The sequence below is a fragment of the Paenibacillus sp. M2 genome (genome assembly GCF_046713495.1).
Taxonomy (GTDB): Bacteria; Bacillota; Bacilli; order Paenibacillales; family Paenibacillaceae; genus Paenibacillus; species Paenibacillus amylolyticus_B.
Genome location: NZ_CP169648.1, coordinates 3653106 through 3676441 on the forward strand (window position 1 = coordinate 3653106; position 23336 = coordinate 3676441).

Here is a 23336-nt window from a genome sequence, read left to right on the forward strand (position 1 = left end):
AGGCGGCTAGGAGGGAATAAATGAGCACTCAATCAGCACTGCACTCGTCATATATTAAGACTAACGGAGACGTTTACTTTTTCGGTTATAATAGCCACGGTCAGTTAGGGTTTTCATCGACAGGTACTTACCCTACACAGACAAAGCAGTCACAGCTACCCAACGTCAAGATGGTGGCTGAGGGGTACTACCACTCTGCGGTACTCCTGATGAACGGAGACCTTTATACCTTCGGCTACGGCTACTACGGTCAGCTTGGTACATCGAGAGGGTGGAGAGGTGGTGGCGGTTACCCTACCCCTGTGAAAATTATGTCGGATGTTAAGGAAGTAGCCTGCGGATACCTGCACACAGTAGCCTTGATGAACAACGGGGATGTATACACCTTTGGGTACAATGGTTACGGGCAACTAGGTGAAGGGGGCTCTTCTGACAACTATACACCTAAAAAAGTGGCCACAGGGATGCGTAGGATAAGCGCAGGGTACACTACCTCATTTGCCATAGACCCAGAAGGGAAGCTTTACGCCGCAGGTTACAGTGGTTACGGAGGTCTTCTTGCTAACGGTACGAATAGGTATTCTTTCCAGCACATTATGAGTGACGTGCGTCAAGTGGATGCAGGTATATACCACACCTTGTTCCTGAAGAACGATGGCTCAGTTTGGGGCGCAGGGTATAACAACCATGGACAGACAGGAAGAAGCACTGGTAACGGCACAGGTAACTCGTACCCCACACCTCACAAGATTATGGATAATTGTCGCTCAGTCACTTGCGGCGGGTACTTCTCAGGAATTGTGACAAATGAAGGTAAGTTATATACCTTCGGTAATGACGATTACGGTCAGCTAGGCAGAGGGTACGTAGGGGGTAGTATAAATCCAACACCTACATTGGTGGCGGCAAACACCAAGCAGGTAGCTATGGGTTACTATCATACTATGGCGCTGGACTACGAAGGTAATGTCCGGTCTGTAGGTTACAACCATTATGGGATGTTAGGTACTACTGTAAATAACAACAGCGGTAATGGTGTAGTTGCGTGGCAGAACGTGGCAAGCGATGTTAGGCGGTTAATGGGTGGCGGTGAAATCGCCTTTGAGTTCTCTGCCACCAGCGTAACGAAGGAGTTCCATAAAGAAGATTGCCAGCTAGTAGCCACAATTGACCATGTACTCCATGACCTTATATCGTACAGGGTGCTCGTTAACGGTACACAGAGGTTTCCTTCCAGTGGGTGGACTTCTCCACAGTTGCCTGATTTCATGCTTACTAAAGACCTGTCCCATACTTACTTTAACTTGGGCGGCAACCATGTAATGCTGGAAGTCAGAGACTCAACAGGAATTACTGATGCTATTACGTGGATGACAACCAAGACTAACCTTGCTCCTACTGCTTCACCTGAACTGTCTGCCGCTCAGATTCACAAGGTTAACATCATGATTGGCGGTACAGTATCCGACCCCGAAGGTGATAAAGTACAGTACCGTGTGCTCCTGAACAATGTTCAGAAATACCCGATTACTAGCTTTACAGAACTTGAGCCGTCACCTGCAACAATCGGCTTGGTCATCAACAACGCAGACTTCAACGTGGGGGCTAACACCCTGAAGATTGAAGTAAAAGATGACTTAGGTACATTGACGACTTGGACGCAGGTAATCATTAAGACAAACACTGCCCCTACGATAACAGGGACGGTCAAGGGTAACTTCATCAGCGCCGCCGTGAATGACGCAGACACCGACAAGGTGCAGTACAGGCTAATCCTCAACGGTGACCAGCTTTACCCACAGGAAGGGTACACAGGGTACAACACAGTGCCCCTCAGTATCCAGTACACCATCCCGAAGACTAAAGTCAAGAAGGGTGTGAACAACACACTCAGAATTGATACATTAGATGAATTGGGCGGGGCTAAGTCGTTGGACATTACCTTTGTAGGTATTCTGTCGGGCTTGCTATTCTGTGATGCCGCCGAGTCCTTCTATTCGGATGACTTCGGGGAGGTAATCAAGTACCTAGACTTCGGCACAATGGTAGCAGGGCAGACTACAGCGGCAGAGAGGGTATTCGTAAAGAACACTCTAGGATACCCCGTAGAGAACGTCAAGCTGACGGTGGCTCAACGAGAACTTGATGGGGTGAATGCTAAGGCAGAGGTGAGCAAGCTAGACGCTCCATTCGAGCCAAACAGTCAGTTGCTTTACGTGGAGCAGTTAGCCCATGATGCCAAGATTAGCTTTTATGTTCGCATAGCAACGAACCGACAAGCCATGTGGGGCGGCATGTTTGATATCCTTGTCAAAGCTGACCCAAGGAAAAGCTAAAATGCGCCCTTGCTATCTTATAATGATGGTAAGGGCTTTTCATATGTAATTACAATTCCACTCAGAGGTGATTTTATAATGGCTAATGGAGTTTATAAGGGCGGCACAGGAACAGCGAACGACCCTTATCTGATTGAAGATGGGTACGACCTGTTTGAGTTCTTGAGCAAGGTAAGTACTATTAACACATCCAAGTGTGCACAGCTAGTTAATGACATTGACCTTAATATCGCCCCTTACAATACAGGTCTTGGATTTTATCTTGGGCATACAACAGCCTTTCTTGGTACGTTCGATGGGGATGGCTACGTAATCAGCAACTACTTCAACCGACAGGCTACCAATTACGGGGGCTTGTTTCCTCAGGTTGGGGCAACCGCAGTAGTTAAAAACTTCGGTATGGTAAACGTAGATATACAAACAACGGGCGTAGCTTATATGGCGGCTGTGGCAGGGTCAATGACTGTGGCAGGGGGGGTGATTGAGAACGTATATGTCAGCGGAGGTAAATTCTACGTGGGCGGCTATTCCGGTTTGATTTTAGGGAGTATGTCGAATGGTACAATTCGCAACGTTTACTCGCTCAATGTCGATATCAAGCAGTATTCCAACTACGTAGGCGGTATCGTAGGAAGTATATCTTCAGCCAACCCTCAATGCTATAGTTCGTGGGCTTCGAATACTACATCCTATAATTCCAATAACAGTTATTTGGGAGGGTTTGCAGGAGGTTGGACGAACAGTGTCCCGATGAATATTATTAACTGCTATTACAGCACACGAATGAACTATGCAGGGTATAACGGAAACCTTGCCTTAGCTGTTACGGAGACGCAACTCAAAGACCCTTCTTATATGTACAACCTGAATGCTAACCAGACAACAAGCGTAAATACGTTTTGGGTTCTTCGTCCGGTATCCTACCCTGCTTTGTGGTTTGAAGACTTCATGTCGTTCCTCCTACTTGACGCAGGTAAGCCGATTACAAACTTGGACTTTGGGGCAGTGCTTGAGGGCAGTAACTCCCCCACTAAGAAGGTCAGGCTAAAGAATGGGTATAAGTACCAAATAAAAAGTATTAATGTAGGTTGGGCAAGGGCGGCGGGGGTGTCCGATAAGACAGAACTTCAGTTTAGTTTGGATGGGACATTCACTGACAATGTCAACCCACTTTCCTTGAACGGGTTAAGTATCCTACGTGGTAGAGAGTTTGACTTGTACGCTAGAGTAAAGACCTATGATGGGGTAACTGGTGCAGGGCAGTTCGATATAACCGTAACAGTGACTTCGGCAGAGTAATGGGTTTTTCATCTCAATACAATGGGATAGGAAGTGGTTGAATTGTCAGCATCGGGAATCATTGGTGCGGAATCGAGTTTTTCGGCTTCGCACGTTAGTTTAACCAAGACTCTTTTCCTACCGCTGTCGGCTACGCATACCATTAATGAAAATACCCCTTATACCTTAACTGCCAACCATAACGTCTTGCTGAAGACAGCAACGTTCAATTTTACGGCAAGTCATAGAACAGAAGGGAAGTCGCCACTTTTATTAACTGGTAGCCATGCAGTTCTCCCTAAGAGTGTGCGGTTGAACTTAACCGCAAGACATAACACGGAGGAGTACAGTACGAATGAATTGCAATTAACAGCAGAACATACACTTTATTCCAATACGTTAAACCTTCAAGCATATAACAGGATAGACCCTAACACCACTTACTTCACCGCTGAACATACTTCCATACTTAATGCAGTGGCGGCTGATTCGGAGATAAGCAGTAGTCTAGCAGTAGCCCCTCCAATCACTGAAGCGTTGAAAGGTGCTATCTCCGTAACAGAGACGAACACGATGGACGGTATATCCTTCATTTGGGGTGTAAGAGATACCGACCTGAATACGAAGGTAAAAGTCAAGAGAACGGAAGGTATCTACCTTAAATCGCAGATTGCCGTTAGAGAGTCCAATACTATGGACGGTGCGGTTGATATCTTCGGTCGGGGCGAGACGGAAATCAAGAGTAGTATCTTTGCGATGGGTGTCAGTGAGTCTTACATCGACGGTCGAATTGGTGTCCGTTTAAGAAACTCCATGACAGGTAATACCGACATTTGGGGCACAGATAACAGTGACCTGAGCGCTAATGTAAACGTCAAGCAAGTCTCTGACCTGCCTATGACGCTAGGTGTAACCCCTGCAAACAAGATGACAGCAATCGTAGATATTCAGCAACCTACGAGAGTAACCGATACATTGACCGCTAAACGTGACGCATTCGTTCGTCAAGCATACCCTAAGCTGAATTACGGCGGGGAGCAAACGTTGGTTACAGGTTACAGCGCAACACGTGAAGAAGTGTTCCGAAGCATTGTCGGCTTCGATATTATTAATCTCATAGGGCTGACCAACGACTACAAGATTGAAAAAGTAGTCATGAAGCTGAAGCATTCAATCGGACGTACTCCAAATATCCCAATTGAACTAAGCGCCGTCAATGGTGCTTGGACAGAGTTCGGGATCACTTGGAACAACCAACCTGACTCCGGTGACATTGTTAGCCAAGGAAACTACGTTGTAAACGCTGAGAAAGGCTTCATCGAGTTCAATATTACCAACTTCATCCTGCAAGCAAAAGAACAGGGAAAGAACCTCGTAGACTTCTACTTGCGGGCGGTAAATGAGAGCGATGAATCTGTGCAGTTCTTCTCAATGGACGCAGGGGCTTCATTAGCACCTACCATCGAGTACACTTACTTCGATGAGGTAATCCGAAGCACTGGACGTTCTGGAATTGATACGAGTATCTTAATCACGTACCCTGCTAAAAAGGACTTGACTTCTAAGATTAATGTATTCAAGAATTCCGATAAGAAAGAACTACCTTCGACGATTACGGTTACGCCATCGGGTAAGAGGTTCGAGAACTATCCTTCCAGTGTGATGATTAGCCGACCTGACCTGTACGGTAAGGGTACGGTAAGGATAAATACTTGGAGTGAGATTGATTCTAAGGTGTCCGTGAGAGAAGTAGACCTGTACGACCTTGAGAACTGTAGTATTGTAATTTCCAGACCTAACTTTAACTCAGAGCTTTACGTAGCCAACAGAAAAGACACTCCTTCGCAATTGAGTGTCCGAGTATGGAGTGAAGATAATCTTTACGGTTGGGCAATTATTACCGTTAAAGAACGTCCTGCACAAGTCTATGTACGACCTTACGTTAACTTGGGAGGAAGCGTAACAGTTCGCCATTCGGTGGACGAAGACCTGTTCGGAACATTTACCGTAAGTGAGCGCAACAAACCAGGTACGATTTATGTACTGAACCGTGATGACCTTCCTTCGCAGGTAATCGCAAGGGGCGGCGAGAACAGTGATATTGTTTCTAGCATCACTGCCAACCAGTTCCAATTTCAAGGTACAATTGAGGTTAATCCTTATATCGACTACAAGGGTAGTGTTTCTGTAAGACGTTCCTCGCTGGTGGAAAAGGAATCTAGCATTACGGTGTCCAGACCTGACCTGAACTCTTCAGTTTACGTCAGATTCCGAAGTGACTTAGACGGGGTAATTAAGGCAAGACGTAAGGGTAAGAGCGACCTTGATGGGCGGGCGGCAGTATCCAGACCTGACCTGCAAGGTAGAATCTTCCCTATCATTCACAGCGACACGGTAGGCAGTATTACCGTAAGGCAGAATAAGGTCGCTAACCTGAACTCTAAAATTAATGTAGCTTACCGAAAGGACATTATTGCTGAGATTGATGTAGTAGGGGCAAGCATGATACCGTCCAGCATCCAAGTAAATTCGGGATACCTGTCCAGTAGATTGGAGATTCCTGCTTACGGCAACGAAGACCTTGACAGTGAGTTCATTGTCAGAGTGAGATTGGCAAGCGATATTGATTCCTCAATCGACGTGTACTCCTTTAGCACGATTGAAGGTAATGTTATTGTACGCCAAACCTACGACAAGTCAGTAGACTCTAGTATTACAGTGAGACGTACCGAAGGAAAAGACCTGGCGGGTAGTATTGATGTTTGGGTTGTTAAAGACCTGAAGGGTAAAATCTCCATCCGTAGAGCAGAACATTCTGAGATTGACTCTAGCATGTCCATCCTGTGGCATAACGACTTAGCGGGTAGTGTTATCATCCCTAGTCACGCAGACCTGAACAGTAGAATCAATGTCATGTACCCTGCACAGAGTGAGATTCTTTCCAAAGTCCTTGCTAAGATTCGTGTCCACAGTGACGTTGAGTCAAGCATTGACGTAGCAAAGGGTGGGGCAGGAGACCTCCTAAGCTTCTTGGGAGTCACACCTACCAATAAGATGACAGGTATTGTGGATATCACTTTACCAATCCGTGAGGAAGTTACTCTGGATGTTATCAAAGACACATATGTTAGGGAAGATGTTCCAACCCTTAACTATGGGGAAGAGACCACTTTCGCAGTCGGTAGCTATAAAGATAAGGTACTTCGCTCCCTACTTGGATTCGATATCTCTAGCTTGAAACGAAGCTACGATATCGACAAGGTTGAACTTCGCATGGTGTACGGTCAAGAGCCTGACAAGAACCTGAAGCTGTACGCAGTTGACGGAAGCTGGTCGGAGATGGGTGTAACATGGAACAACCGTCCAAGAATCGGTACAGAAATTACAAGCGCCTACACGGTAGACACTGAAGACGGGCACGTGGCATTCGATGTGACAGACTTTATCGAAGAGCAGTACCAAGAGGGGAACAACCTAGTTGACTTCTACTTGGTGGCGGCTGACGAGTCTGAGAACGATTATGAATACTTCTTTACCAAGGAAGCAAGCCTAGCCCCTCAGTTAGTGGTTACGTACTTTGACCCTGCTGTATGGAGTTTTGGACGTTCTAACATCGACTCTAGTATTCGAGTACCTAAGCACAACGATAAGGCATCAAGGCTGCGTGTTAGAAAACCTGCTTGGCTGGACGTAGAGATTCCTGCGACCATTGAGGTAACTCGTAACAACGAGTTCTCCGGTGCTATTACAGTAAGCCGACCTGACTTGGATTCCAGCGTTCATATCATGCACCGTAACAACCACGATGTTCCTTCTAGCTTGAGAGTATCGAACAAGGCTCTTACTAAGATTGATGGTAGCCTGACAGTAAGTAGACCTGAGATTCCAGTCAGCTTCTACGTTAAAGATAGAGTAGACCTTCCTTCTAAGATCGGCGTAAGAGTAGAGATTGAACAGGACTTCTTCTCATGGTTGGTTGTCAATGCGAAAGAGAGACCTGCTACCATCTTCGTAAAACCTCACAACGATATCGAGCTACGTTTTACGGTTCGTGGTTACGTTGACGAAGATATGGAAGCGAAGATTGCTGTATCTCAGCCTGAGTTTAGCGGGGGTGTCACGGTACAGCCTAGTGAGGATGCTGACCTTCTTGCTAATGTAACCATAAGGCACAGTGGAGATGAAGACATTGACGGAAGTATCAAAGTCAACGTTGGCATCAACAAAGACTTTTACTCTGAGGTAACGGTAATTGGCAAAGCAGACAGCGACCTGATTGTATCTTTACAGGTTGTTGGGTACTACTTGGGAGGTTCGTTGTTCGTACCACTGGCCAGCGATATTGCCGCTCAACTGCGAGTCGCACCTACTTGGTTCGATTACCTGCCATCTAGTGTGGCGGTAAGCAGACCGGATGCTCCTTCTAGCTTGGAAGTTACTCTTCCTGCCGACATTAACGCCACGATTACGGTCAAGGTAGTAGGCGAGAATGATGTAGCGGCAAGTACCGCGGTAAGTAGACCGGAAACTCCTGCTAGTGTGGTCGTTACCAAACCTGCTGACCTTGAGTCAAGCATCGGAGTAAGGGTAGAAAGCGAGTCCTCGTTTGAGGGCGGTCTGGTGGTAAGCAGACCTCATATTACAGGAAGCCTAGACGTAGTGGCTAACAAAGACCTGCCTTCTAGTGTGGCAGTAATGCACAGCGCAGATGGTGACCTTAACAGCAGAACCTACGTGAAGTACATGAGCGATATCTTAGGAAGCCTTGATGTTGTTGGGGCAAGCGTCATTCCTTCGACTATTCGAATTATCTCAGGCAACTTGGCTTCTGTCATCGCCGTACCTGCCTACGATAGCAAAGACCTGAAGGGTACTATCGGAGTAAGAACCCGATTCATCTCGGAGATTCCTTCAACCCTGCAAGTCCAAGAGTGGTCGCAGTTCGTAGGTAAAATCGGAGTACGGGTGTGGGCAAACCACGACACGGCGGGAACGCTCAAGGTAATCGTCAAGGCTGATAGTGACCTTGCTTCTACTATCTCACCAGTGTTCTTTAATGTCATTCCTTCCAAGTTAGGCGTTCGTTTCGATAACACGATGACAGGTAACGTTGACTTCATCCCTGTTGGGGATTCAGACCTAGACGGACATATTGACATTAGTCCTGCTTCCGATTTCGCAGGTAGTATCCAAGTTGTCCTGAACGCTGAGGATGACATTCCTTCTAGCATTACAGTACGTGCGAGAAGGGAGAGCGACCTACCTGCGAACATGGACGTTATATACAGAGCAAATGAAGACCTACCTACTACTTTAGGTGTTCCTCCTGTAAATAAAATGACGGGTAAGGTATTCATTATTCCGGTAGACGATAGCGACCTCAAGTCGATTATCGAAATCCATGAGCACGTAAACCTCCCATCTAATATTACTGTTAGTCAGTTCGGTCACGAAAACCTACCTTCGGCAATCGAAGTTCACCACTTCCTTGACGTGGCGGGTATAATCTCGGTAAGAAGAACTACCCCTTCTGACCTGCCTTCTAAGATTGTCGTAAGGGTTTGGGGCAAGAACGACAAGAGCAGTAAGATTGTCGTAAGGCAGAGAGGCTACAGCAACATTCGAGGCAGCATTAACACAATCCAATGGAAAGTACTGAACTCCAAAATCATTGTCCGCAGAAGTGCTTTCTCTGAAATCCCGATGCGCTTTGAAGTATTGGAGAAGAGTGACCTACTGGACTGTAGCATTACGGTACGGAGAACTGACAAGTCCGACCTGACTTCTACAATCACTATCCGAAGAAGTGCTGACAAAGACCTCGACGGTAAAATCGTAGCAAGGCAGACTGATAAATCAGACCTTCCGTCCTTCATCGAAACATGGCAATTCCGTACAGTACCGTCACAACTTGATATTCTGTATCGTAACGACATTGTATCCACAATTGATGTAGTCGCTGACTACGGTTACTGCTTCATCATGTAATGAAAATAACCCCTACCTTACTTGGTTGGGGTTATTTTCACGCCTAAATTACTTATATTATAGTTGTAAGAGAATGAAATTTTCTGAATGTTTGCTGTTTATTTTTCTATATCCTGTACACAGTTTTCCATGGTAGGATCGGTAAGTTTTTTCTGTTTGTAGGTAGAATAAGAACGTCTCAACATAATTCATACAGGTACGGAAAGGTCAAGTGATAGATATGGATGTAGGGGTAATCACAGCAGTCGTCGGTCTTGTTAGTACAGCTGTATCCGGTGTAATCGGCTATGCTAGTGGTAAAAGTAACAACAAAGTGACTGACAGGGAACTGCTCTCCAAAGACGAGCAAGCCTTCCGTGAGAGGTTGATTGAAAGGTTGACCTCATCCGAAGAAAAGATTGAACTACTGAGCAACGAAGTGATCACGCTCCGCCAGGAAAATATGGAACTTATTACAGAGAACAGACTACTAAACATCAAAGTAGAGCAGTTAGTAGCTCAACTCTCAACACGGAGGGGAGATGTAGCATAGGGTGAGAATTTTTTTAATTAATGCTTTCTGGAACGATGGAGACGGATTTTCTGCAAAGGATTTTTTAATGGTACTATTCGGAGGTTTGTTCGCGTTGTTTCTAACAATTGCATTCTTTGCACCATTCTTGGGAGCGGCGGTGAGTGCTGTATCCTTAGAGGTGATTAATAGCTTGAGTACGGTGTTCATGACTATTGTTGGCGGAGTATTTGCCGTACAGACTGTGAAAGAATTCAAAACTACCAATTCAGAAACTCCCCTTACAGTGCCTGAGCATTCTCTAGTAGAAAGTGTCCTTACTGTGGAGGGAACTAAAGTAGATAATACACCGAAAATTCAATAGAAAGGGTGAACCAGATGACTTTTAAAATGAAATACACTATCGAGCAACGGTATCTGCCCAACAATACCAAGAGACGTTCCGGTATAAAGAATCAGGGAATTAGTTTTATTGTGGCACACGATACAGGTAACGATGGAAGTACAGCGGCAGGCAATGTGAACTACTACATGAACTCAGCTAATGTCCAGAGTGCATCGGCGCATACCTTTATCGATGATAAATTAATCATTGAGTGTGTGCCCCTCACAGAGAAGGCTTGGCATGTCCTTTACAACGTAAAGACTGACAATGATCTTTATGGATTCGATTCTAATGATCGTGCTATCGGCGTAGAGCTTTGTTACTCCAATAGGAAGGGCAGCATCAATAACAAAGAGTCTTACAAACGTTACGTTTGGTACATGGCATACCTCTGTAACAAGTTCAAATTGGATCCTCTGAAATGTATCTCAGGACACAACGAACTTGACCCCAATCGTAAGAGCGATCCTTACAAGAATGCCTTGAAGATTATGGGCGTAAGCAAGACTCAATTCCTGAGTGACGTGGCGGCTGAACTGAAGGTTTGCACTGCTACCGAAGCCCCTGCACCACAAACTACAGTATCGGAGGATGACGAACCAATGAAACTTGATAAATGGGCGGTAGACATGCTCGTGAGTGCACTGACGAATTTTAAGGCTAAGGGCTACTTTACAGACGAAGCTTGGATCACCAAAGCTAAGAACGGGACTCTGACAGCCGCAGAACTAGCGTTTCTGAATACCATTCTGATTGCCAAGGCGGTGAAATAATATGGTTACCTTGAATGCAGTACTTACTACAGCCGTAGCCTCAGTTGGCTTGTGGTTGCTTTTGGCGGGCTTAACTGAAGCTCTTACTGAGGTCGTTAAGACAGTTCTCCCAATCAAGGATAGAGCTACATATGGTGTGTCAATCGTAGTCGGCGTTGGTTTAGCAATCTCATTCGGATTGAACCCATTCGGACTGACCGGAATTTCCGCATACACATCTATGGTAGCTGCTGGATTGCTGGCATCCCGTGGAGCGAACTACCTGAACGGTTGGTTGAAACGATTTGGTATTCATCACTAACTGTTTAAGATAAAAAAACGTTCATCCGATACTGGGTGAGCGTTTTTTTATCCTTCTATTCTAAACGAAGTGATGAAGCACTAAAGCGCTCTCTAAACATACCGACAGGTGTCGCTTGTACTACTATTATTCTTCAATCATCTGCATGGTTGGCTTCTCCGGCCTGCTGCGAATGACTGCGAAATTCACTTGGCGCGATACCTGTCCACCGCTTGAACTGGCGACTGAAATGCGCATTGGTCTTATACCCCAGCATCATCGCAATATGGTCTATGTTCAGGTCGGTTTGCTTTAACAAACGCTGCGCTTCGTTCAGAAGGGTTTCGGATAGAAACTTACGCGGAGCGATACCGTACACCTGCCGAAAAATACGATTAACCTGTGACGGGCTAATGCTCAGCGATTTGGCAATGTCCTGAATCCAGGTTCGCTCGCTCTCCTGAATCTCCCCATGAAGATGGATATATCTCACCGAATCCTCAATGTGCTCAGCAATCTGATGGGCAATGGTTTCTTTTCTAGACAACGTAACGGATGCTTGCTGAGATAACTGGCCGACCAGGGAACCAAGCAGTTCAAACACAGCGGCATGTACCTTCATTTGTTTGGAGGAAGATAGCGAGCTAGACAAATGCTCTGTAGCCAGACCATACAAGGTAGACAGGGAAGAAGAGAGCCCCAGAGCCAAATTCGAATTTGCCGGATAATAGATGTCTTTGCAACGGTTAAGTTCTCTGCAAAAGGATGTATCGTGTATGCTGAAATGGACGGAAAAATAAGTGAATCCCTCCGGTCCGGCTCCCGTGCAAGAGTGGGTCATACCAGGCCGGATGAACAGAAGGTCGCCAACCGACTGACGGTAAGACTGCCCGTTGACAACCATGTTCATCTGCCCGTCCATCATCCAGTGGACTTCATACATTGAATGTTCGTGAGACGGATAAGTCCAGCTGGAATCTACTTTTCTTGCATGCAGCCCCAATAATTGAAAAGACATGCGAACATCGGGCAGACGACCTAAATACACAGCATCCGAAAGCTTGGTCACAACAGACCAACCCCCTTGTACTATTCTATATTCCAAAATCCTGTCATCGGAGTATCCTCGTAAATCATCTTTAGTTCAACGGATCTAACCTCATCTTAACAGAAAAAAAATGCGTGAAAAGGGTAAATCGTCGGAGTGATTAGAACATCGTCATGAACCATAGCGGGTGCTATGGTAGTATTATCAACCCGATGGGGAAAAATGGAGGCAAGCTTGAATGAGAATTATTCGATTTCTGGACGGACAACAGAAGTGGCTGGCAGCCGTTACGGATGATGAACAAGCGTATCGTTTGCCGCAAGCAGATTTTATGACTTTGATCTATCAAGCAAGAAAGCAGGGGGTTTCCCCAGTTCAACTTGTTGAAAGCGCTTTTAAACCATTAAACAAGTTAACTGACGATTGGACTTCATTGCATCTAATCACTCCATTGGAAGCTCCGGAAGTATGGGCGGCGGGTGTGACTTATCAGCGCAGCCGGGAAGCGCGAAATTACGAAGCAACGGAAGGCAAGCTGGATGCAAAGACCTTTTATGATAAAGTTTACGATGCCGAAAGACCGGAGATCTTTTTTAAATCCACAGCAGCCCGCACCGTCGGACCCAATGAGGCTGTCACACTTCGTAGCGATTCCAATTGGCAGATCCCGGAGCCTGAGCTGGGGTTGGTGCTTGCCGCGGATGGCAGCATTGTGGGATACATCGTTGGCAATGACATGAGCTGCCGCGATATTGAAGGGGAAAACCCGCTGTATCTGCCACAAGCAAAAATGTGGCGCAATTCCTGCTCCATAGGGCCAGCCATTCGTCTGGCGGAAACGGTGCAGAATCCATATGCGTTCAACATCGTCTGCGAAATATATCGCGAAGGTGAAGTAGTTGTCAAAAGCGAGGCAAGCACAAGTGAGTTAAACCGAAAACTCGATGAGCTGGTCTCTTTTCTGGCCAGAGATAACGATCTGTTTGACGGCACGGTGTTATTAACAGGTACAAGCATTGTGCCCCCTAATGATTTTACACTTGCACCAGGGGACCGCATTGAAATATCCATTAGCGATATCGGGACACTTATTAATCCAGTCATTTCAAACTAATGTACAAGGAGGATGAATGCGATGACCACATTTCAGGTAGAGCAGACATACAGCAATTATATTAACGGAGAATGGGTGAAGGCTACATCCGGTGAAACCGAACCGAGCATCAACCCTGCGAATCGGAAGGAGGTAGTTGGCTATGTACCCACCTCAGGCATAGAGGATCTGAATCGGGCTGTTTCAGCCGCGAAGGAAGCAGCAAAAGATTGGCGGAGGTTATCAGGCGCGGAACGCGGAAACTATCTATTTCAAGCAGCCAATGTGCTGGAACGCCGGGCCGATGAAGTTGCAGAGGCGATGACCAGGGAAATGGGCAAAACACTCCCCGAAGCCAAAGGAGAGACACTGCGCGGTGTCGCGATATTAAGGTATTACGCTGGAGAAGGCATGCGAAAAACCGGTGATGTCATTCCATCAACGGATAGCGAAGCGCTGATGTTTACGACCCGCGTACCCCTTGGCGTTGTAGGGGTTATTGCTCCTTGGAATTTCCCGGTAGCCATTCCGATTTGGAAAACGGCTCCGGCCTTGATTTACGGCAATACGGTTGTGTTGAAGCCTGCTCAGGAAACTGCGGTCACAGCGGCTAAAGTCATGGAATGTTTTGAAGAGGCGGGCATCCCGGCAGGCGTTCTTAATCTGATTTGCGGCAGAGGCTCAGTGATCGGATCTGCACTTGCCGAGCATCCGGATGTGGGGGGAATAACGTTCACGGGTTCCAATGAAGTGGGGAAACGGGTCGGCGCTGCAGCGCTGGCACGTGGGGCCAAGTATCAACTTGAGATGGGTGGCAAAAACCCGATCATCATTGCGTCTGACGCTGACCTGGATTTGGCTGTGGAAGCCACCATCAGCGGTGGGTTGAAATCGACCGGGCAAAAATGTACGGCCACCAGCAAGGTCATTATTGAACGAAAAGTATACGATGCCTTTAAAGAAAAACTGCTCTCGCAAATCCAGGAAATCCGGTTGGGTGACGGCATGTCTTCTGGAAGCTGGATGGGTCCATGTGCAAGTGAAGGACAGCTCAATACCGTGTTGAGTTATATTCAAAAAGGCCAGGATGAAGGTGCCGTTCTGCTCGCTGGCGGAAAAAGAGGGGACGGTCCTGGACTGGAAGAGGGATTCTATGTGCAGCCGACCGTATTTGAAGGGGTCGAATCCCATATGTCCATCGCTCGGGAAGAAATCTTTGGCCCGGTTCTGGCCTTGATTGCGGTAGATTCCCTGGAGGAAGCCATCGAAGCGGCTAATGATAGCGATTATGGCTTGAGTGCTTCCATCTATACACAGAACGTCGGAGCCATGTTGTCTTTCATCCGGGATATGGATGCAGGACTGGTCAGAATTAATGCAGAAACGGCCGGCGTAGAGCTACAGGCTCCGTTCGGCGGAATGAAGATGTCAAGTTCACATTCAAGAGAACAGGGGCAAGCGGCTATCGAATTTTTCACGGCCATCAAAACGGTCTTCGTGAAGTCATAAACTGTGGGAGGCTACCATGTACGAACAGATTACGTCGATTATGGGAGAGACCGCATCCAACTGCTTTGATATCATAGCCCATGCTCCAGGGGCTGCCGGACGTCTTCCTTTAACGGATGATTTGCTGCGGAATGCTCCAAGCGGCGACTTGTTTGGCATGTCCCAGAATGTTGGAATGGGCTGGAAGCCTGGGGAATTGAACGGAAAACAATTTCTGATCTTGAGTACACAAGGTGGCATACGCAATGAAGACGGCAGCCCGGCAGCACTCGGTTACCATACGGGCCACTGGGAGGTCGGCCTGCTGATGAAGGCTGCCGCAGAAGAACTGTCAAGCCGTGGAGGAATCCCGTTTGCCGGATATGTCAGCGATCCGTGTGACGGCAGATCACAGGGGACAACCGGCATGTTTGACTCGCTTCCGTACCGGAATGATGCCGCTATGGTATTTCGCAGACTGATTCGCTCGCTGCCAACGCGTAAAGGCGTGCTTGGTGTCGCCACTTGTGACAAAGGTCTTCCAGCGATGATGCTCGCGCTTGCCGGCATGCCTCAATTGCCTGGTGTAATCGTTCCCGGTGGCGTCACACTTCCGCCTACCGATGGAGAGGACGCCGGTAAAATTCAGACCATCGGTGCACGGTATGTCAACGGGGAACTTTCTCTGGAAATGGCGTCCGATTTAGGATGCCGAGCTTGTGCTACACCGGGAGGAGGCTGTCAGTTTCTGGGTACCGCGGCTACAGCCCAGGTTGTAGCAGAGGCATTGGGTATGACAGTGCCACATGCCGCGCTTGCACCTTCCGGGCAGCCCATCTGGTTTGAAATGGCGCGCCAATCGTCACGTGCACTCATCCATATGGAGTCTCAGGGGATGAGGATGGCAGACATTGTCACGGATGCATCCATTCGCAATGCGATGACCGTGCATGCTGCGTTTGGCGGATCGACCAATCTGCTTCTTCACATACCGGCCATTGCCCATGCCGCCGGTCTAACCGTACCTACGGTACAGGACTGGATACAGGTCAACAAGAATGTTCCAAGACTGGTTAGTGCCCTGCCAAACGGACCGATCTTTTATCCGACTATTCGCGTCTTTCAGGCCGGAGGTGTACCAGAGGTCATGCTTCACCTCAGACAACTTGGTCTGTTGGATGAGTCTGTACCAACGGTTACAGGTACGTCATTGGGGCAGGTGCTGGATTGGTGGGAATCGTCGGAACGCCGTCATCTCATGCGGAAGCAGTTGAAAGAGCAGGACGGCATTGATCCGGACAGTGTCATCATGAGTGTAGATCACGCCCAGCGACTCGGCATCTCTTCGACCGTAACATTTCCAACCGGGAATATCGCTCCGGAAGGTTCTGTCATCAAATCCACCTCTATTGATCCTGCTGTGCTGGATGAGAATGGTGTGTACCGTCATCGTGGCAGAGCCAAGGTATTTACCACTGAACGTGAGGCGATCCATGCGATTAAAACTGGGGGGATTCTGGCTGGAGATGTTGTTGTGCTTCTTGGGCGAGGTCCATCGGGAACCGGAATGGAGGAGACGTACCAGCTTACATCTGCGCTTAAACATTTGCCTTTTGGCAAATACGTGTCACTGATTACGGATGCCCGGTTCTCCGGTGTTTCCACCGGTGCGTGTATTGGTCATGTTGGCCCCGAAGCACTGGCAGGCGGACCGATTGGCAAGCTGAGGAACGGAGACCTGATTGACATCGCGGTGGATCGTAACACGCTGGAGGGCAGCATTAACTTTATCGGAGAAGGAGAGATCGAGGTATCTCCAGAAGAAGGTGCTGTCATTCTGGCACAAAGGACCTTCCATCCGGATATGAGACCTGATGAAGCTTTGCCGGACGATACAAAGCTCTGGGCTGCATTGCAATCGGTCAGTGGTGGGACTTGGAGAGGTAATGTATATGATGTAGAGCGAATTATAACTGCTCTGGAAGCCGGCAAAAAAGCGCTGGGCTGGTACTGATTTCTACCTTTTGTGTATCTGCTGTTGTACAGATCATCACTTTCATACCGGAGGTTTCTTCCATGAACATGACCAAGAAAATGATCACCAATCCCATCCTCCCCGGATTTCATCCAGATCCGTCCATATGCCGGGCGGGAGAAGATTATTATATTGCCACATCCACCTTCGAATGGTTCCCCGGTGTACGCATACACCATTCGCGAGATCTGGTTCATTGGCGACCAATCACTTCACCGCTGACTCGTGCAACGCAGTTGAACATGGAGGGCAACATTAACTCCGGAGGTGTATGGGCACCATGTCTTAGTTACGAGAACGGTGTGTTTTACCTGATCTACACCGATGTCAAAAGCCGGGTAGGCGCTTTTAAAGATACCCACAATTACCTTGTGACAGCAACGGATATTGAGGGACCTTGGTCCGAGCCGGTGTATCTGAACAGCAGCGGTTTTGATCCTTCCCTGTTTCATGATGAAGACGGGCGTAAATGGCTGGTCAATATGATATGGGATCACCGTAAGGGCAAAAATCGGTTTGCAGGCATCGTTCTTCAGGAATATTCCGTCCAGGAACATAAGCTGATCGGACCGGCCATGAACATATTTAAGGGAACAGAATTAGGCCTGACCGAAGCACCCCACCTGTATAAACATAACGACTATTATTTTCTCATTACGGCTGAAGGTGGAACCGGTTATGAGCATGCGGTTACCGCAGCACGTTCCCGTACGTTACAAGGCCCTTACGAGGTCGATCCTGCCAATCCGATCCTCACTTCATACGGCAGACCGGATTTAGCTCTGCAAAAGGCAGGCCACGGTAGTCTAGTCGAAACGCATACTGGCGAATGGTACATGGCTCATTTGGTCGGACGACCCGTTCATCACAAATATTGCATTCTTGGACGTGAGACCGCACTTCAGCCCTGTACGTGGAGCGAGGACGGCTGGCTGAGACTTGCGAGCAGTGAACGATATCCGGAGGTTCAGGTGCCTGCACCGATGATCCCGTCCCATCCGTTTGAGCCGATTGCTGAAATGGATCATTTCGATCAATTCGAGCTTCGGAATGACTGGAATACTCTTCGCATTCCACCCGACCCGACTTGGCTCAGCTTGACGGAACGTCCCGGTTACTTACGCTTGCACGGTATGGAGTCGATGAGTTCAACGCATAGGCAAAGCATGATCGCGCGAAGATTGCAAACGTTTGAGTGTGAAGCCGAAACAGCCCTGGAATTTGCGCCGGACCACCCACAGCAAATGGCAGGATTGATTTTGTACTACGATACTCAGGACTATCTCTATTTACGTGTAACTTATCATGAAGAGAAGGGGATGTGCTTGGGAATTATTCAGTCCAAGTACGGGGTTTACGACGAACTGTTGGAGGATATTCCGCTAGAGTCTGTGAATACGCTCCGCTTAAAAGTAGTGGTTGATCATGATCGCGCCCGCTTTTACTATGCGTTAAATAATGATTCATCCTGGAATCATGCAGGCGAGTGGGTTGATATCACACATCTGTCCGATGAATCTCCGGAGTATATTCGGTTTACGGGAGCCTACATTGGACTTTGTGTGCAGGACCTCGGCGGAACCCGAAAACATGCCGATTTTGATTACTTTGTGTATAGAGAAACAAAGCATGAAGTGAATGCATTAGGCCATATAGATTCTGCGGATGATGTGTCTGGAGAGTTATCTATAAATTAGTATATTGTGTAATATTACCCAAATGTTATAAGGTGGACTCATGATAATATATTTCTATTCGGATAAAGAAGCGCTCCCTTGTGAAGGGGGCGCTTCTTTATAAAATAGGGATGAATAACTACATAATAATATGATATTATGTTTGTCGGTAACAGGTCGAATATAATAGTTGGAGGCGTATTATGAAATTATATAAAGTTGTTCAACCCCATAATTCAAACTATCCTGATCCCATCGTTTTAGCTAAAGGAGATACGATCCTATATGGGAGAGAAGATACTGAATTCCCCAACTGGATTTTCTGTGAATCCATCAACTCTAAAAAATGTGGCTGGGTACCGAAGCAAATATTAAGCACTCCCAATGAAGAACAGATCGCGACTGCATTATCAAATTATTCTGCACACGAATTAACCGTAAAACCCGGTATCATCGTTACAAAAGAGTTTGAACTAAATGATTGGAGTTTTGTTCATACCGCAGAGGGTGAAAAGGGCTGGGTACCAAATAAGGTATTGACTCCATCGGATTAAAATAAAGAAAGAGGTCATGACGATGGATACTCTCAACTGGATTCAAAGCTGGTATTATGAAAACTGTGACGGTGATTGGGAACATTCATACGGTATGCGAATTGATACGGTGGATAATCCTGGTGGTCTGTCGAAATCGACTTGACGGATACATATTTAGAAGATGTACCATTTGATTCGATTGAAGAAGAGAGAAATGAAGAAGATTGGTTCTACTGTATCGTAAGAGATGGCGTGTTTCACAGTGCAGGGGGAGCAAAAAATTTGGAAGAGATGCTTAATTGCTTTAAAAATTGGGCTTCAAGTTTGGATAGAAGTTAATAATGCACTAACTATCGGGAGTAATCTAAGGAGAGAACCATATGTATCTAAAAGAATTCGATATAGACTTACCGTATATTGTAGATGATGAAAATATTGAATCTATAATGACAAAACAAAAATGTGAGTACAACGAAGCAACAAAATTAGATTATGCATTGAATTGGAAATGGAAAAGACGCTCTTTTAGTTTGGAAACCCGCTGTATTACAGCGATGTATGAACGGCTGTTGGGGAAATACAAAACGAAAGATTGTTGGAAAGTCCTAATAGAATGTGTAGAAAACATTACGGATGAACGTATTGTTAACAATTCTGGTGTGTGTTCGGTTCCAATCCAATTTAGTTTGAATGACTTTAGTGAAAAAAATGAGTTGGAGAAAAAAAAGACTACGCTTCGACTGCTAATGGAAGGCATAGAGAAACTGGTTCTTTGTAATAATTGGGATATTGATCCGTTTAGGGAGATAGCTTTGCAAATCGAGGAGTTAGAGTATGTAAATGAATGGACTTGGAAAAAAGACGTAAAGAGCCCTAATAAGAAGTACATTGCTAAAGTCATATGTCATCATAACGTAGAAAGTATGAATATATTCCTATCTATTTTACAACCTGAGGGCACGCAAGTACTCTTAGAGAAGGTCATATCAGAACAACCAGATGAATTTGCCTATGCTGAACATCTAGGGGAGCTTACATGGGTATCTGATTTCGAAGTTGCTTTAATTAATAAAACAGGCACTGAAAAATTTTCTGTAACCCTAGAACATTAATTATTTGGCTGCTAGAAAACATTGTCCAGCTGGTGTCATGGTCTCTTTTATTATTAGGCATGCATTTATCTTGAGGATTACATTTCTCTCGTATAAATGACATGCCCGTTTTTATTTATGCTGTAAATCCCCTTGGCGTCCCATTGGTGTCTGGGCGAAGCCCTGAGTAATCAGGAGCATCTACTCCATCTGCAACTGGCCTGTTATCTTCGGCAGACATATCTTTCGATGCCCAGATGACTAGCTTATTCACGAGATCATGAATCAAACGTCTTACCCACATAATGAAACGAGTGAATATGCGTTTTGGTGAGTTCAATCACGTTTTTGATAAATGCCTCACGTGATTCACGATATCCGCTTAATATCCAATTGTTCAACAGTCCAAAAAAACCGTAGGCGGTATAGTACTTGAAATAGTCCATGTTCACTGGGGAGTTGTTGATCGTCTCAAAGACAAATTGCTCCTGATAGATTTTGAGTATGGTTTGTGGAAAGCCTGTATGTAAACCAGGTAACGTATCATCGTATTGAATCAGTTCGAAGAAGTCACGGTGTTCGTAGATATAATCCACGATTTGAAAAGATTCGGCATCCAGCTTGTTTGTTGAAACCTTTTGGCCGTGCCAATAGGGTTTACCTACTGCACCCCTCAATCCTTCGAGTGTCATAGTCAACAACTCTTCGGCGAGTATATATTTATCCTGGTAGTGTAAATAAAACGTGCTGCGATTATAACCCGCCTGATCAACGATGTCTTTGACAGAAACACCATGGAATCCTTTTTTCTTAATAAGCTGAATCAGAGCGGTTTTTAGGTGCTCCTTGGTTCGATTACGATGTTGAGCTGTCACAGTAAGTTCATTATTCATTCAAAAAAACTCCTATAAATATAGACATATTTTTATGAAGTGTCTACGAGGTAGACACTTGGTCATATCTTAATGATTGGAATGTTACAATTTTAAGCATAGAATTAGTTTTGTAAACATCATATAGCACTATTTATATAGGCGCTATTCAAAATATTATACTGGGGGATTTATTCATGGGCAAACTTCAAGATAAAGTTGCAGTCATCACAGGAGGAGCATCCGGAATTGGTGCAGCGACAGCTCGCTTATTCGTTTCCGAAGGAGCTAAAGTGGTCTTGGTGGATCTGAATGAAGAAAAAGGCAAGGCGTTTGAGCAGGAACTGAAAGCGCTTAAAGCAGAAGCTCTCTTTATTAAAGCAAACATAACAAGTGAAGAAGAGGTTTCTGAGATTTTCAAACAAACCGTAGAAGCATTTGGTCAAGTGGATATCGTATTCAACAATGCGGGAATCGGACGTGTTCATCCGACGCATGAGCTTGATTATGCCGAATGGCGCAATACAGTCAATGTTGATCTGGACGGCGTATTCTTGGTCGCTCGTGAATCGATCCGCGAAATGCTGAAAATCGGCGGAGGCACAATCGTCAACACGGCATCCATGTACGGATGGGTTGGTTCGCCTGGTTCAGCAGCTTACAATGCAGCTAAAGGTGGCGTTGTGAATCTGACTCGTTCCCTCGCGCTGGAGTATGCTGAGCAGAATATTCGAGTGAACTCCCTTTGCCCAGGTTTCATCGATACACCGATTATTCCGGAAGAGAGCAAGCAAGCACTTTCTGCGGCAACGCCAATGAAACGTCTGGGTCAAGCAGAAGAGATGGCGAAAGCCGTTCTGTTCCTAGCTAGTGACGATTCTTCATATATGACAGGAAATAGCCTGATCATAGACGGAGGATACACCGCTCAATAAGTTCAGCAATTTCGAAGCACACAAAGAACATAGTTCCATTAAAAGTCGCTATTCTAGCGGCTTTTTTTATTGTATTGGTATAAGAGCAGTTCCCAATCCAAGGACAACTAGCAAACAGCTATTCATAATAGATAGCCTCGTAAGGAAACTCCAACTTATTCATGCGATATTCTTTGGGTGACATGGACATATATTGCCGAAAAACTTTGCCGAAATAGCTGGGGCTCTCAAAGCCGCATTGTTGACCGATTTGGGAAATCGGGAGTTCCGTTGTGCGGAGAAGTCGAACTGCCACCTCAATGCGTCTGTCTTTGAGATAGGCTAGCGGTGATGTTTTCTCGGATTTCTGAAATAACCTGCACAAGTAGTGTTTATTGATATCGCAATGGCTGGCTAGAAGATCCAACGTCAATGGAGATGCATAATTCTCTCGGATGAACTTTTTACATTTCTCAATCGTTGTTATGGAAAGGGCACCGATATCCCTCTCTGCATCCCGACTCGTCTGCACCAAGATGAGTAACCAACGATAGATTTGCATAGACAAACGATATTTGTCCGTAACTTTCTCTTGATGAATCAAATGGATAATTTGCCATAACTCTTGAATCAAGGGAGAGTCCGCGTTTCGTCGAATGACATGTCCCTCATTATCATGAATCATATCCCAAATTCGGTTGGCTTCATCCCCGCGAATGTTGATCCATATAAATTCCCATGGTTCATGGTTCTCTTGTTTATAGTAATAGCAATGTTCTCCGGAGATTTTAACAAGTAGGGCATGTCCCTTTGGTAAAGGAATCGTTTGATTTTCAATATCCAGATAACCCTGACCATTAAGGGTGTATTGAAAAACGACGTGCCCCGGGTCCGGTCTATCATCACTTGGACAACGATACTCTTCGCTAGAAACGATCTGCCATCCAATAGAGTCCAGTGTCATGATTGATGTATCGTCATTACGAAAAGCATAAGAAACCGTATGAACCATCGTTTCGTCTCCTTCCTAAA

17 protein-coding genes and 1 pseudogene are annotated in these 23336 nt (G+C 46.1%); 15 read left to right on the forward strand and 3 right to left on the reverse strand.

The features are described 5' to 3' along the window. Nucleotides 1-20 precede the first annotated feature (20 nt). The 7 genes from ACETMN_RS16490 (at nt 21) to ACETMN_RS16520 (ending at nt 11572) form a co-directional block, all read left to right on the forward strand. Nucleotides 21-2336: an RCC1 domain-containing protein gene (locus tag ACETMN_RS16490; RefSeq protein ID WP_411736383.1), complete on the forward strand. Its 2316-nt coding sequence runs from the start codon at nt 21-23 to the stop codon at nt 2334-2336. A gap of 78 nt (nt 2337-2414) precedes the next feature. Beyond that, a complete protein-coding gene (locus tag ACETMN_RS16495) occupies nt 2415-3635 on the forward strand; it encodes a hypothetical protein (RefSeq protein WP_091020959.1) in 1221 nt (406 codons plus the stop codon). A gap of 42 nt (nt 3636-3677) precedes the next feature. Then, nucleotides 3678-9602 (forward strand): DNRLRE domain-containing protein, encoded by a 5925-nt coding sequence (locus ACETMN_RS16500; RefSeq protein ID WP_091020960.1) that lies wholly within the window; start codon nt 3678-3680, stop codon nt 9600-9602. 220 nt (nt 9603-9822) lie between these two features. Then, nucleotides 9823-10134: a bZIP transcription factor gene (locus tag ACETMN_RS16505; protein ID WP_047844338.1), complete on the forward strand. Its 312-nt coding sequence runs from the start codon at nt 9823-9825 to the stop codon at nt 10132-10134. A gap of 1 nt (nt 10135) precedes the next feature. After that, a complete protein-coding gene (locus ACETMN_RS16510; RefSeq protein WP_411736384.1) occupies nt 10136-10477 on the forward strand; it encodes a hypothetical protein in 342 nt (113 codons plus the stop codon). A gap of 26 nt (nt 10478-10503) precedes the next feature. Continuing rightward, nucleotides 10504-11271: an N-acetylmuramoyl-L-alanine amidase family protein gene (locus tag ACETMN_RS16515; protein ID WP_411736385.1), complete on the forward strand. Its 768-nt coding sequence runs from the start codon at nt 10504-10506 to the stop codon at nt 11269-11271. 1 nt (nt 11272) lies between these two features. Further along, nucleotides 11273-11572, forward strand: coding sequence for a hypothetical protein (locus ACETMN_RS16520; protein WP_091020963.1), 300 nt, complete (start codon nt 11273-11275; stop codon nt 11570-11572). 133 nt (nt 11573-11705) lie between these two features. On the opposite strand, the gene ACETMN_RS16525 is transcribed toward ACETMN_RS16520, so the two are convergent. Then, the gene (locus ACETMN_RS16525; RefSeq protein ID WP_091020964.1) at nt 11706-12620 is read right to left on the reverse strand and encodes a helix-turn-helix domain-containing protein; all 915 of its coding nucleotides are present in this window, start codon (nt 12618-12620) and stop codon (nt 11706-11708) included. A 217-nt stretch (nt 12621-12837) separates the two neighbouring features. On the opposite strand from ACETMN_RS16525, the gene ACETMN_RS16530 reads away from it, so the two are divergent. The 7 genes and pseudogenes from ACETMN_RS16530 (at nt 12838) to ACETMN_RS16560 (ending at nt 20539) form a co-directional block, all read left to right on the forward strand. Then, nucleotides 12838-13713: a fumarylacetoacetate hydrolase family protein gene (locus tag ACETMN_RS16530; RefSeq protein WP_091020965.1), complete on the forward strand. Its 876-nt coding sequence runs from the start codon at nt 12838-12840 to the stop codon at nt 13711-13713. 21 nt (nt 13714-13734) lie between these two features. Further along, a complete protein-coding gene (gene gucD / locus ACETMN_RS16535) occupies nt 13735-15201 on the forward strand; it encodes an alpha-ketoglutaric semialdehyde dehydrogenase GucD (protein ID WP_091020966.1) in 1467 nt (488 codons plus the stop codon). A 16-nt stretch (nt 15202-15217) separates the two neighbouring features. Next, the gene (locus ACETMN_RS16540; RefSeq protein WP_091020967.1) at nt 15218-17194 is read left to right on the forward strand and encodes a YjhG/YagF family D-xylonate dehydratase; all 1977 of its coding nucleotides are present in this window, start codon (nt 15218-15220) and stop codon (nt 17192-17194) included. 62 nt (nt 17195-17256) lie between these two features. Next, nucleotides 17257-18912, forward strand: coding sequence for a glycoside hydrolase family 43 protein (locus ACETMN_RS16545; RefSeq protein ID WP_256975430.1), 1656 nt, complete (start codon nt 17257-17259; stop codon nt 18910-18912). A 182-nt stretch (nt 18913-19094) separates the two neighbouring features. Next, complete coding sequence (locus tag ACETMN_RS16550) at nt 19095-19445, forward strand: SH3 domain-containing protein (RefSeq protein ID WP_091020968.1); 351 nt, start codon at nt 19095-19097, stop codon at nt 19443-19445. Nucleotides 19446-19467: 22 nt separating this feature from the next. Next, nucleotides 19468-19766: pseudogene (locus ACETMN_RS16555) on the forward strand (immunity 53 family protein). Nucleotides 19767-19807: 41 nt separating this feature from the next. Continuing rightward, nucleotides 19808-20539 (forward strand): hypothetical protein, encoded by a 732-nt coding sequence (locus ACETMN_RS16560; RefSeq protein ID WP_091020969.1) that lies wholly within the window; start codon nt 19808-19810, stop codon nt 20537-20539. 257 nt (nt 20540-20796) lie between these two features. Here the strand turns inward: ACETMN_RS16560 and ACETMN_RS16565 are convergent, their stop codons facing one another. After that, nucleotides 20797-21411: a TetR/AcrR family transcriptional regulator gene (locus tag ACETMN_RS16565; protein WP_091020970.1), complete on the reverse strand. Its 615-nt coding sequence runs from the start codon at nt 21409-21411 to the stop codon at nt 20797-20799. Nucleotides 21412-21587: 176 nt separating this feature from the next. Here ACETMN_RS16565 and ACETMN_RS16570 point away from each other — a divergent pair, with 176 nt between their 5' ends. Continuing rightward, nucleotides 21588-22325, forward strand: a complete 738-nt coding sequence (locus ACETMN_RS16570; protein ID WP_076210575.1) for an SDR family NAD(P)-dependent oxidoreductase — start codon at nt 21588-21590, stop codon at nt 22323-22325. Between the two features lie 118 nt (nt 22326-22443). Here ACETMN_RS16570 and ACETMN_RS16575 read toward each other — a convergent pair whose 3' ends face one another. Further along, nucleotides 22444-23316 (reverse strand): helix-turn-helix transcriptional regulator, encoded by an 873-nt coding sequence (locus tag ACETMN_RS16575; RefSeq protein WP_091020971.1) that lies wholly within the window; start codon nt 23314-23316, stop codon nt 22444-22446. Nucleotides 23317-23336 lie beyond the last annotated feature (20 nt).